The 12,266-nt window shown below is 66.4% G+C and carries 11 protein-coding genes; 5 read left to right on the top strand and 6 right to left on the bottom strand.

Features of this window, described 5'->3' with window-relative positions; all coding sequences use genetic code 11:
* Window positions 1-5: 5 nt before the first annotated feature.
* The gene (locus GRI59_RS05200) at window positions 6-779 is read left to right on the top strand and encodes a class I mannose-6-phosphate isomerase (RefSeq protein WP_160760437.1); all 774 of its coding nucleotides are present in this window, start codon (window positions 6-8) and stop codon (window positions 777-779) included.
* A 3-nt stretch (window positions 780-782) separates the two neighbouring features.
* On the opposite strand, the gene GRI59_RS05205 is transcribed toward GRI59_RS05200, so the two are convergent.
* From GRI59_RS05205 to GRI59_RS05225, 5 genes are all read right to left on the bottom strand, one after another.
* A complete protein-coding gene (locus tag GRI59_RS05205) occupies window positions 783-3,332 on the bottom strand; it encodes an HWE histidine kinase domain-containing protein (protein ID WP_160760092.1) in 2,550 nt (849 codons plus the stop codon).
* A complete protein-coding gene (locus GRI59_RS05210) occupies window positions 3,329-3,919 on the bottom strand; it encodes a biliverdin-producing heme oxygenase (RefSeq protein ID WP_160760093.1) in 591 nt (196 codons plus the stop codon). The genes GRI59_RS05205 and GRI59_RS05210 overlap by 4 nt, the downstream gene beginning before the upstream one ends.
* Window positions 3,920-4,103: 184 nt before the next feature.
* The gene (locus GRI59_RS05215; RefSeq protein WP_160760094.1) at window positions 4,104-4,403 is read right to left on the bottom strand and encodes a polyhydroxyalkanoic acid system family protein; all 300 of its coding nucleotides are present in this window, start codon (window positions 4,401-4,403) and stop codon (window positions 4,104-4,106) included.
* 3 nt (window positions 4,404-4,406) lie between these two features.
* Window positions 4,407-5,234: a hypothetical protein gene (locus tag GRI59_RS05220; protein WP_160760095.1), complete on the bottom strand. Its 828-nt coding sequence runs from the start codon at window positions 5,232-5,234 to the stop codon at window positions 4,407-4,409.
* Window positions 5,234-6,445 (bottom strand): toxic anion resistance protein, encoded by a 1,212-nt coding sequence (locus tag GRI59_RS05225; RefSeq protein ID WP_160760096.1) that lies wholly within the window; start codon window positions 6,443-6,445, stop codon window positions 5,234-5,236. Before GRI59_RS05225 ends, GRI59_RS05220 begins: the two co-directional genes overlap by 1 nt.
* Before the next feature lie 217 nt (window positions 6,446-6,662).
* Between GRI59_RS05225 and GRI59_RS05230 the strand changes: the two genes are divergently transcribed.
* Complete coding sequence (locus GRI59_RS05230) at window positions 6,663-8,237, top strand: TIGR00341 family protein (protein ID WP_160760097.1); 1,575 nt, start codon at window positions 6,663-6,665, stop codon at window positions 8,235-8,237.
* Window positions 8,238-8,510: 273 nt separating this feature from the next.
* Here the strand turns inward: GRI59_RS05230 and GRI59_RS05235 are convergent, their stop codons facing one another.
* On the bottom strand, window positions 8,511-10,244 hold the full coding sequence (locus GRI59_RS05235) for a fatty acyl-AMP ligase (protein WP_160760098.1): 1,734 nt from the start codon (window positions 10,242-10,244) through the stop codon (window positions 8,511-8,513).
* A gap of 227 nt (window positions 10,245-10,471) precedes the next feature.
* Here GRI59_RS05235 and GRI59_RS05240 point away from each other — a divergent pair, with 227 nt between their 5' ends.
* From GRI59_RS05240 to GRI59_RS05250, 3 genes are all read left to right on the top strand, one after another.
* Window positions 10,472-11,053 carry a regulatory protein RecX gene (locus GRI59_RS05240; RefSeq protein ID WP_337190236.1) on the top strand — a complete coding sequence of 194 codons (582 nt, stop codon included), beginning with the start codon at window positions 10,472-10,474 and terminating at the stop codon, window positions 11,051-11,053.
* On the top strand, window positions 11,047-11,553 hold the full coding sequence (locus GRI59_RS05245; RefSeq protein ID WP_183363506.1) for a DUF192 domain-containing protein: 507 nt from the start codon (window positions 11,047-11,049) through the stop codon (window positions 11,551-11,553). The genes GRI59_RS05240 and GRI59_RS05245 overlap by 7 nt, the downstream gene beginning before the upstream one ends.
* A 204-nt stretch (window positions 11,554-11,757) precedes the next feature.
* Entirely contained in the window at window positions 11,758-12,189 is a 432-nt protein-coding gene (locus GRI59_RS05250) for an NADH:ubiquinone oxidoreductase subunit NDUFA12 (protein WP_160760100.1), read from the top strand.
* Window positions 12,190-12,266: the final 77 nt, after the last annotated feature.

The following is a 12,266-nucleotide window of genomic DNA, read 5'->3' on the forward strand; positions in this document are numbered from 1 at the left end:
CCCGCATGGTCGACAAGGTCTGGGGCCGCGACGTCCTGCCCGCGCCGTTCGTGGCGCCTGCTGGTGAGCGGATCGGCGAGATCTGGTTCGAACCTCCGCCTGAAGTGCCGCAGGTGCTGGTGAAGTACCTCTTCACCTCTGAAAAGCTGTCGGTGCAGGTCCATCCCTCCGATGACACCGCGCAGGCGGGCGAAGCGGGTAAGGAAGAGTGCTGGCTGGTGCTCGACGCCGAACCTGACGCGCGCCTCGCCATCGGGTTCGAGCGCGACGTGACCCCCGAGGAAATCGCAGCCGCCGCGCTGGATGGCACGATCGAGGCGCTGCTCACTTGGCACCCGGCGCGGGCGGGCGATCTGTTCTATCTGCCTGCTGGCACCGTCCACGCCATCGGCCCCGGCCTGTCGCTGGTCGAAGTCCAGCAGACGAGCGACACCACCTTCCGTCTCTACGACTATGGCCGCCCGCGTGAATTGCATCTGGAGCGCGCGCTCGCGGTGGCCGATGGCGTGCCCTATGCCGCCGAGCACCGGCGCTCGATTGCCAGGGGACCCGTGCTCGTCGATGGCCCGCATTTCCGGCTCGACCGGATCGAAGGCGCGCCCGATGCCGCCACGCTTGATGCCTATGCCGGCGCGCTGCTGGTGCTGCCGCTCGCAGGCGAGGTTGCCGCGCGCGATGGATCTGTGCGGGCTGGGGCGGGGGAGTGTCTGGTGGCCGAAGGTCTCGCCAGCTTGGATTTCAGGCGGGCAGAAGTGACGCTGCTGACCCGCGCGGCCTAGGCCTCAGGCGTCGGCCAGCAAGCGTTCGATCTCGGTCATGCCGTAAGGCTTGCGCAGCACGGCTGCCGCTCCCAGCCGCTCAAAACTGCCCGCACCTTCGGCATAGCCGGTCGCTAGTACGAAGCGCACGCCAGCGGCGCGCAAGGCATCGGCAATCGGTTCAGACGATTCGCCGCCCAGGTTAAAGTCGATGATCGCGAAATCGGGCGGGCTGTCGGCAATCGCCGCCAAGGCGCCGGTGACTGAGCTTTCGAGCTGCACATCGCCCACGCCCAGACGCTTGAGGTTCTCCTCGGTATCGAGCGCGATGATGATGCTGTCCTCGACCACCAGCACGCGCCCCGGCTGACTGGCGGCGGACTGGGGCGCGGGAATGCGCTGCGGCTCGGGCGGGCGCGGAGGGAGATTGCGGGCCTCCCTGTCGGGCGCAGTGAGATAGCGCGCGGGGACGAGGAAATCCGCTTCCACGCCGGCCAGCTTGTACCGCACATCGGCCTCTCCGCCGAGGTCGTGCGGGACTGAGCGGTTGATGATGGTCGATCCGAAGCCCGACCGGGTCGGCGCGGTGACAGGCGGGCCGCCCGCCTCGCGCCAGCGCAGCGACAGATCGCCAAAGGCGGTGCGCGCGAGGGTCACCTCGACCGATCCGGCGCGGGCCGATAGGCTGCCATACTTGGCGGAATTGGTCGCCAGTTCATGTACCACCAGCGCGAGGATGGTATAGGCTTCGGGCGCGACCAGCACGTCGTCACCCACCAGCCGGACCCGCGCGCGGTCCGCACCGCAATAGGGGGCCAGCTCCGCCTCGATCAGGCGCATCAGGCTGGCCGGTCCCCAGTTTCGCGCGGTGATATTGTCATGCGCCGCCGCCAGCGCGGCGATCCTGCCGCCGATGATGGCTGCGAAGCCGGGCACGCTCAGCGCCTCGGCTTGCGATTGGGCGACCAGCGCGCGGATCAGGCCGAGGATGTTGCGCACCCGGTGATTGAGTTCGGCGATCAGCAGGTCCTGCTGCTCGGCGGCGCGGGCGCGTTCGCGGGTCAGATCCTCGCTCATGCGCAGGATCACTTCGATCAGCGTCCGGCGCAACCGCGCGGCGATCTCGCATTCATCGGCGCTCCAATCGGCGCTGTGGCCGCGCACGGTTTCGGCCCAGGCGGCAAAGCTGGAACGCGGCTGGAGCAACTCGCCCGGAGCCGCCGCCGCCTTGGTCGGGTCGCCGGCCCAGGTCACCACCCGGTCAAGCGGGCGACGCCACAGCACCAGCGAATCACGCGTGCCGCGCGATAGCGGCAGCACCAGCGCGCCAGCCGCCCGGTGAGCGAAACCGGCGGCTTCGGGGATCTGGTCGGCGAGCCGCGTGCTTGAATGGGTCGCCCCACCCAGCGTGCTGGCGAGCAGCGGCGCGATGGCGCGGAATTCGGCCTCACTGGGCGCTTCGCCGCTGGCGCGGTATTCGCCGTCGGCGAACAGCGAGATGCCGTCATGCTGGATCGTGCCGCGCAGCAGCTCCTCGATCATCGGCAGACTGTCAGCCAGCGTCACGCCGCCAGCCAGCCGCAGCAGCAGCCGGTCGTTCAATTGCCGCGCGCGTTCCCGCAAAGCCTCGGCCTGCGCCACCAGAATGCGGTCGAGCATCAGCGAGAAGGTCTGGCTCAGCAATTCGGCCACAGTGCGTAGCGAGTAGGGCGGCAGGCGCGCTTCGCGGTGGTGGCAGGAGATCATGCCCCACAGCCGGTCATGCCGGACGATCGCAATCGCCAGTGACGCACCCACGCCCATGTTGCGCATATAGGCGAGGTGCATCTTGGAGTGGGAGCGCAGCATCGACATCGACAGGTCGAGCGGTGCGCCGTCCGGGCCGGTCGCGGGAAGGATTGGGACGGGGTCCGAATCCATGTCGGCGATGATGCGGAAGCGGTTACGGCGGAACAGTTCTCGCGCCTGTTGCGGGATATCGGCAGCCGGGTAGCGCAGGCCCTTGAAGGGTTCGAGCGCTTCGTCGCGATCCTCGGCGATCACCTCGCCGCTCTCGTCGGGGTGGAAGCGGTAGACCATCACCCGGTCATAGCCGGTCATCTGCCGCACCAGCCGCGCGGCGGTGTCGCACAGGGCAGCGACGCTTGTGGCCTGTTCCAGCTGCGCGATCACGGGGACGATCATGCTGACATGGTCGGCGAAGTCATTGCGGGCGTGGTGTTCGAACTCGATCACCCGCAGCCCGCCGCTGACGTGCACCGCGCAGTCGAACAGCTGGCCCTTGCCGCTCAGATCAAGCCCGAAGCGGCGTTCGAGAGTGTCGACCCCGGTGAGCCCGGCGAAGGCCTGGTTGAGCGCCGCCAGGGCTTCAGGGGCGATAATGGCGGCCAGCGGTGTGCCAGTGGCGGGCCGGTCTGCCAGCCCGAGCAAATCGGCGATATTGGCGGACGCCTGCACCACCCGGCCCTGCGGATCAGCGGCGATCAACCCGCCGAAGTTCTGGACCGCAGCGATATGGTGGATCGCCTCGCGGTCACACTCGGAGAGTGTGTCGTTGCGCTGGTGGAGGTTCATGCCGGCAGGCTTTCAGGTGCGTGACCATGCTCAGCCACCGCAAGGAAATGAGCGAAGACCGCCTCGGCGGCGCGGGTCGCACCTTCTGCTTCGTCCGGTTCGGCAGGGCGTTCGATCCGGGCGCGAAGCCCTTGCCAGAAGGCCATCATCGTGTCGTCGCCGAGAAAGGCGGTGGGCCATTCGCCGCCGCCGATCCGGGCGACCTGCTTGGCAATCGCCCGGTTGCCGAGCGCCGATCCGGCCAGCACCCAAGCCGTGCCGAGCGCCTCACCTGCGGCAGGCTTGCTCGCGGTCAGACCCGGCGCGGGCGCAGGCAACCCCAGCCCGAGCGCGGCGAGATCGCGGGCGAGCAGCGGGGTCTGCGGCGGAGGGGAAAGATCGCCGGGCGCATGGTGCGCCAGCCAGTCTTCCAGCGGCACACGCGCGGCGTGCTGGAGCGCGAGAAAGCGGGCGTAATCGGAGCGGGTCTGCCAGCCGCTCGCGGCCTGCATGGCGTGATCGAGCAGGTCATGCGCGGCCATGGTGGCAGCGCGCAGGTGCGTTCTCAGGCTGTCGTCTGCCGCTGCACTATCCTTGACCGGTGCCATACCACCCGTCCTTTCCGCCCGAATCGGCCCCGCAGCCGAATTGCCCATCGTCCTCGGCATCTGATCCGAGTGTAAGGCAAGTTAGGCAGTTATCTGTGTCAAATAATTATGACACATGGGCGGGGGCTTGGCAAACGAAACCGGGGCGAAACCGAAGCGAAATCAGGTCGCGTAGGCCCGATAGTCAGGGCGCGAGCAGCCGCCCGCCTTCCTTCTTCACTGCCGCTTCCAACGGCCCCTTCATCACGCTGAGCAGCAGCGGAAGGTCCATTTCGATCACCACCTCGTGATCGCGCACTTCGACCCCGCCGGGGATGGTCTGGCCGACCACCTGCGCGGTGATCGTCATCCGGTCTTCATTCGGCCAGTCGGTCGTCACCTTGGCGAGGCCCGGCGGAAAGAAGCTGCCGATCTCGTCTGCATGAGCGCGCATCCGGCGGCGCACTTCATCCTTGGTGAGATCATGGGGAAGGGTCACGCGCATGGCTCAGCGCTCCTGCTTGCTAGGGACGGCCGAGAAATCGGGGAGGGGCACGCCGGTATCGGGCATCCCGCCGCCGCCGGTCAGATCCTCCAGCGCTTCGGCCCCGCCATAGCGGTATTCGAGATAGCGGCTCTTGATCGCCAGATCATCCAGCGCGCCTTCGGCCAGCCGCCGGGTGACGCGGTCAACTTCGCCCGAAAGCTTGGTGAGGCTGTCGGTGAGGCGCGCATCGGCGGTCTTACCGGCATATTCCTCGGCGCGCAGATGCACCGGAACCTTGCGGTAGTTGTCGATCGTCTCGGGGATGTATTCGCCGACAAGCTCGCGCACTTCGGCCATCGCCGGTTCGTTGTCGCCGAGACCCTTCAATTGCAGCCCCAGCGCATCGAGCTGCACCCCCAGCTGATCGACCAGCGCCTGTGCGGGCGGGGGAAGTGCCGGGCGCTGCGCCTCGAGCCAGATTTCCGTGCGCGCGACCATTGCCTGCGGGTTGCCCTGCTTCAGCTCGGCGCGCTTGGGCACCTTGACCTTGGGAAAGCTCGAAAACACGGCGACCGCAACAGCCGTGGCGATGACCACCGCCATGACGCCCCAGAACCCGATGCCGTTGAGGAACGCGCCCGCAATCCCCGCACCCAGCCAGATCGAAAAGATCGCCAGCGCGACATTGCGCACCTTGGTGAGCAGGCTTTTCATCTTCAGCTCAGCCGAGGCCTTGCCGATGCTTGCCCCACGCAGGCCAGGCCGGTGGGTCCCGCCATCGCGCTGCACCGCGAGGCTGGTTTTCGCCTCGCGCAGGATGCGGTCGCTCTCGCGGGTCGTGTCGGGCATTATTTATCCAGTGCCAGCAGCGAGGGCGTCTGCGAAGCAACCTTGGCCTGCGCCTGCGATTGCCCTTCGGCCCGCGCGATATAGCCCTTCGACTTCTCGACCTCGGCGGTCAGCACGGTGACGGTTTGCTTCATCGAATCGAGCGCACGGACCTTGAAATTGTCCACCTCGTCCATCGTGTCATAGATGTTCTGGAAGGCGCGTTGCAGCGTTTCGAGCGGAATCGTGGAGGACGCCGCCTGTTCGTGGATCTGCGCAGTCTGTTCGCGCAGCAGCGTGCTGGTCGAATCGATGATGTCGCTGGTGGTCTTGTTCAATGCGGTGATCTGGCCGAGCACGAGGCGCTGGTTAGTCATCGCCTGTGCCACGGTCACCGCGGTGCGCAGCGCGCCAACCGTGGTGGTGCTGGCGCGGTCGACGCCCTTGACCAGTTCGACATTGTTCTTCTTCACCAGATCGAGCGCGAGGTAGCCCTGCACGCTCACCGCCATCTGGGTCAGCAGATCCTGCGTGCGCTGGCGGACATAGAACAGCGCGCTTTCCCGCAAGGCCTTGGCCTTGGCCGGATCGGAGCTGTCGAGTTCAAGCGCCTTCGCCTCCAGCCGCGCATCGAGCGTCTTGGCGATGTGAATCATCTGCTCCAGCTCGCCCATCGCCGCCCACAGCTTCTGCCGCTCGGTATCGATCGCCGCGTTGTCGAGGTGCAGTTCCTTCTTGCCGCTTTCCAACCGCTGGAGGATGGATGAAATATGCCCCTGCGCGGATGTGTAGCTGTCGAAATAATTCTTCAGCTTGTTGCCGAACGGAATGATCCCGAGGATCTTGCGCGGGCCAGACAATTTGCCCTTGCGGCCGGGATCGAGATCTTCGACCGTGCGGCGCAGTTCGGCCAAGTCCTTGCCCACCGTGCCATCACCGTCCATCGCGCGCACCGGGCGATCAAGGAAGCGGTTCGACATGGCAGCGGCCGAGCGGATCTGTTCCTGACCCATCCGGGTGATCTGATCGACCTTCTCGCCAAAAGCGGGCGAATTGGCGTCGATCGTCACCAGTTCATTGACGAAGGCATCGACTTTGGTGTCGAGCTTGGACTTCTGCTCGGTCGAAACCGGCACAAGGCCGGCCGCCTGTTCTGGCGCGACCTGCGGCACCGGATCGGGCGGGGTGAGCGAGAAGGGGGTCGCGGTTGCCGTCTGCGTTTCGGTGCTCATGCCAGTTCGTGCTCCCTCAAACCCGCGCCGCAGCGTCAGGGCAATCGCTACTGTATTAGTGATCTAAAACACGCCTTTCAAGCGGGCTTGATGATCGTAAGCCGGAATGGCCCCTCGCGTCCATCGCGCTGAGGGCGTTCCGCGTCAGGGTTTGCTTGGCAATCGCGGATGCTGCAAGCTATCGCTGGATACAGGACACACGGCCAAGGGCTTCTTGATGAACGACACTTCCGGATCAGGGGCCTCGCCTGAAGCTGCCAGCACTTTGGACGCCGGGGCCGAGAAGCCATCCGCACCCACTGCCGCGCGTCCCGCCAATCTGCGCGCCCTCATCGGCGATGTGCACGAATGGTGGACGGTGCATGTCATCGGTCAGGTCGATCAAGCCGAAGTGACTGAGCGCCGCCGCGAAGACGGGAAACTGTCCGAACACTACCTGTTCATGACCGCGATGGCGGGCGGGATCGCGATACTTGGCCTGCTCTTGTCCTCGCCTGCCGTGGTGATCGGCGCGATGCTGCTGTCGCCGCTGATGGGGCCGATCATGGGGCTGGGCTTTGCGCTGGCGATTGGCGACTGGGCGTGGCTCAAGCAATCGGTGCTGACGCTGGTGATCGGCAGCGTGCTGGCGGTGCTGCTGTGTGCGGTGCTGGTGTTTATCTCGCCGATCCAGACCATCACGTCTGAGATTGCCGCGCGCACCCGTCCCAATCTGTTCGACCTGTTTGTGGCGCTGTTTTCGGCGCTGGCCGGGGCCTATGCGATGATCCGCGGGCGGGAGGGGGCCATTGTTGGCGTGGCGATTGCGACCGCGCTGATGCCGCCGCTCGCGGTGGTGGGCTTCGGGCTGGCGACGTGGAACTTCACGGTGTTTTCCGGCGCGCTGCTGCTGTTCGTCACCAACTTCATCACGATCGCGCTGACCGCGTTCGGCATGGCCAAGCTTTATGGCTTCCGCGCCAAGCTGACCAAGGGCCAGTCGCAGGCACAGAGCTTTGCGGTGCTAGTAGTGTTTGTCGCCCTGGCGATCCCGCTCGCCTTCTCGCTCAACCGGATCGCGTGGGAAACCAACGCCCAGCGCATCGTGCGCAGCGAGATCCGCGAACAATTCGACGCGCGCTCGCAGCTCGATCTGCTCGAGATCGACTTCGCCGCCGCGCCGGTCGGGATTCATGCGGTGGTGTTCACGCCGGTGCTGCGGCCCGAGATCGAGCAGGCGGTGGCCGCCTCGCTCGCCGAGCGGCTGGGGGAGACGGTCACGCTCGACCTGGTGCAATACGAGGTCGGCACGAATGATTCAGCGGCGGAACGCGCGCAGCTCTCCGCCGCCCGTGCGCGGGAAGAGCGCGAGGCGTCCGCCCGGGCCGAGGCGCTGGCGGTGCGGCTGTCGCTGGCAGCGGGGGTGCCGACGCGCGAAGTGCTGATCGACGAAGCCCGCCGCCGCGCGCTGGTGCGGGCCAAACGTTTGGACGGCGCAAGCCTTGCGACCTACCGCGCGCTTGAGGCGCGGATCGCCGCGGGTGAGCCGGACTGGACCATCGAACTGATCCCGCCCGCAGGCACGCTTCCCGCCGCGATCCCCTTTGACGGCGGCGAGCTGACCGAGGCGGGGCAAGCCGCGCTCAACGTCACCGGCTGGGCGGCGCAGCGGCTTGGCCGCGGGGTGGTGCTGATCGGCCCCACGGGTGAGGGCGAGGCGGTGGCTGAAGCCTTGCGCGGTGAGGGTGTTGCGGTCAGCGTCCGCAGCGGCGCCGGCGTGCTGCGTCCAGTGTGGGCTAGCGAGGAAGGGTAAGTGAGTGCGATCTTCGGGTCAGCGGGACCAATGTCGCCGATTAGGAAGCAGCCTTTTAGCGGCCATCCCCGTCACCCCAGCGCAAGCTGGGGCCTAGGGCCTCATGGAGGGGGGCTTGCCACTCTAGGCCCCAGCTTGCGCTGGGGTGACGGGGGGGGATGAAAAATACCTCTCCGCCCCGGGCTTGTCCCGGGGCCTAGCTATCTTTTTCCGGGGCGCGCACAACAGAAGGCAGCGGGGCCCCGGGTCAAGCCCGGGGCGGGGCGTGTTGGCCTAAGCCGCCAGATCAATCGGGACGATTTCGCCCGCCAGATACAGCTTCTTGGCCTTGGCGCGGCTGAGCTTGCCCGAAGACGTGCGCGGCAGGGTCCGGGGCGGGACCAGTTCGACGATGCAGCTCATCCCCGTGACCGAGCGCACCTTGTCGGCGATCTGATCGCGCAGGCGCACGCGCTCTTCGGGGTCTGAGACCTTGCAATGCACCAGCACGGCAGGCGCTTCCTCGCCGTTTTCCATCTCGATCGAGAACGCCGCGATATCGCCGTGGTTGAAGCCGGGAAGCTGCTCCACCGCCCATTCGATATCCTGCGGCCAGTGGTTCTTGCCGTTGATGATGATCATGTCCTTCGCCCGGCCGACGATGAACAGATAGCCATTGGCGGTGTAACCCATGTCGCCGGTGTCGAGCCAGCCGTCCACGAGGCAATCGCCGGTCGCTTCTGGGTTGCGGAAATAGGAGTGCATCACGCTGGGGCCGCGGCACCACACTTTGCCGATCTGATGATCGGTCTTGTGCGAGCCATCCTCGCCCTTGATCGCCACTTCCATGTCGGGCAGCGCCTTGCCGCAATTGACGATCGCGCGGTAACGGGCCGGGCGTGACAGATCGCGCGGCGCGCCCGAGAGGCGCTCTTCCTCGACCAGTTCGACGCGTATCCCTTCGCCCGGCGGCATCACCGTCACCGCCAGCACGGCTTCGGCCAAGCCGTAAGACGGAGTGAAGGACGATGCCCGGAAGCCCGCCGATGCAAAGGCGTTGACGAAGTTCTGCATCACGTCCGGGCGGATCATGTCCGCGCCATTGCCCGCGATCCGCCAGCGCGACAGGTCGAAGCGTTCAGCGACGCTCGACTGGCTGGAGATGCGGCGGGCGCAGATGTCATACCCGAAGGTGGGCGAGTAGCTCAGCGTGTTGCCCGGATTGCGGCTGATCATGTCGAGCCATGCGAGCGGACGGCGGGCGAAGGCATCGGGCTTCAAATAATCGCCCGAGACCTGATTGGCGATCAGCGAGAGCAGGCAGCCAACCAGCCCCATGTCGTGATACCACGGCAGCCAGCTGACGCAGCGGTCGTTTTCGCCCAGCTCCATCGTGGTCGAATGGCCGTAAAGATTGTGCAGCAGCGCCCGGTGGGTGACCGCAACGCCGGTCGGGAAGCGGGTCGAGCCGGAGGAGTATTGCAGGTAGCAGATATCGTCCGGGCTGGCGGTGGGCAGGTCGCAGTCCGGCGCGGGGCGGAGGGCAAAATCCTGCCAGCTTTGCGCCTCGCAGCCCTGACGGGCGGCGGCAGCAGAGGCCATCTCGGCGATTTCCTCCGGGTAGAGGAGGATCTTCGGGTCCGAGCTTTGCAGTTGGATCGCCAGCTGGTCGATGAAGTTGTCCTTGCCGCCGAAGGTGGTCGGCAGCGGCAACGGCACCGGCCATGCACCGACATAGACGCAGGCGCAGAACAATGCGGCGAAGTCTGCGCCGGTCTCGGCGATCAGAGCGACACGGTCTTCCTTGCCGATCCCGGCGGCGATCAGGCGGCGCGCCATCACCAGCGCATCTTCGCGCAGTTCGGAATAGGGATAGACCCGCGCGAGTTCACCGCGCATGTCATGGAAGTTGAGCCCCTTCAGGCTCTGCGCAGCATAGTCGATCGCGTCATTGAAGGTTGCAAATTGCGCACGGACCCGCGGCAGATCGCAGTCATTCGGCGTCGGCGTCAAAACGGCCTCGGTCATATTTTTCAACGATACCCGTCAGTTGCGGCGCGTTTCATGATGGCATCACGTACGCGCTCTGGCATAACCCCGTGTCGCCGGGCATAGTCCGGCAGCGTCCAATGTCAGGCATATGATAAGGAAAGTGGCACGAATAAGGCGAAATGGTTTCACGTAAAGCGAATTCGTCATCACCCGGTAGCCGAACTGGGGAGGATTCCAGGCAGGAACGCCGGACTGCGAAGCGGGTGAAACCTCCGCTGGGAGAGGCCACTTTGCGCGATCTGGCGCTGCATTATGCGGCGCGGTTTGCCACTACCGGTGCGCGGCTCGAAGGCTATCTTGTGCGCAAGATCCGGGAACGGGGCCTCGCCGAAGATGCGGATGGCCGCACCATCGAGGTCGATATTCCCGCGCTCGTCGCCCGCCTGGTGGAATTGGGCTATGTCGATGACGATGCCTATGCCCGGGGCCGCGCCCGCGATCTTGGCGCAAGGGGCTATGGCGCGCGCCGGGTCGAGGAGAGCTTGCGCCATGCCGGTGTGGGCGAAGGGCTGCGTCAGGCCCACGCGCCTGGGGAGGCCGCAAGCCGCCGAGCCGCTGCGCTGATGGCGCGGAAGCGGCGGCTGGGCCCCTATGGCGCGTCTGCCGAGGAGGGCAGCGATCCGCTGGCCGCGCGCAAGGCCCGCGAAAAAGCCGTTGCAGCAATGCTGCGCGCAGGCCACCAGTACGAGCACGCACGGTTCATCCTCGCGGCCCGGAGCTTTGAGGATGTGGAAGAATGGCTCGGTGAAGCTGCCGACGATGAAGGGATCGAAGACCAATGGTAAGGCACCTCTTGGCAAGCGCGGTGATGGCTGCGGGGCTGCTTGCGGCCTGTTCGCCCGGGACCACTACGGCCAGCGCGCAGACGCCTGCTCCGGCCACAGCGGCGCGCCACCCGGTCTCGGGCCTTGAGGTGATCGACCTCGTGGTCGAGCGCGGGACCCAGAAGCTGGCTTTCAAGGTCGAAGTCGCCGCCAGCCCCGAAGCACAGGCCAAAGGCCTGATGTTCCGCACATCGCTGGGCGATAATGAGGGCATGATCTTCCCCTCCGCCGTGCCCGAGCCGCGCAGCTTCTGGATGAAGAACACCCCGCTCTCGCTCGACATCATCTTCATCGGGCCAGACGGGCGGATCAGCAATATCGCGGCGAACACTGTGCCCTACTCGCTCGATTCGGTGCGATCCAGCGGGCTGACGAGCGCGGTGCTGGAACTGCGCGCAGGCCGGGCGAAGGAACTGGGGATCGTGCCGGATGACCGAGTGATGTGGAAGGTGCCGGGCTAAGCGCTGACCGGGACGGGGAACGCGATCCCGGCCCGCCAACGGACGGGCCGCAAGGGCGACCGCCCGCCCGCAGGCGCCCGTAGCGTAGCGAAGGAATAGCGCCGAGGACGTGCCCGCGGAGGCGGGCACGCGAACAAACATCCCGCCCGCCGCAGTGACAATCATTATTGGCGTGGGCGACCAATTCCGCTAGGCGCACGGCCTATGGGTATCCTCGGAAAAATCTTCACCTGGTGGGACGGTGCCACGCTCGGCACGCAGCTCTGGGCGAGCCGCGCGGGCGGTGAGCATGTCGGCACCGATGGCGCGGGCAATACATACTACCGCGAAAAGCCGAAGGCGGCCGCGCTCAACACCGGCTCCTACACCAGCCGCGAAAAGCGCTGGGTGATCTACAACGGCGCCAATGATGCGAGCCGCGTTCCGGCCGAATGGCACGGCTGGCTGCACGGCACCTATGACGATGTGCCCGAAAGCCACCTGCCGCCGCCGCGGATCTGGGAGGCGGATTACACGCCCAACGCCACCGGCACCGTTCAGGCCTATCGCCCGCAAGGCGCCCTGGAGCGCGGCGGCCAGCGCGCCCGCGCCGTGGGCGATTACGAAGCGTGGACCCCCGGCAGCGCGGACAGCTGAGGCGCGCGGTGCGGCAGTTCAGCCTGGCCCTCCCGCTGGCGAGCGTGCTGATGCTTGCCGCCTGCGACATGGGCGCA

The organism is Erythrobacter ramosus (assembly GCF_009828055.1).
Taxonomy (GTDB): Bacteria; Pseudomonadota; Alphaproteobacteria; order Sphingomonadales; family Sphingomonadaceae; genus Erythrobacter; species Erythrobacter ramosus.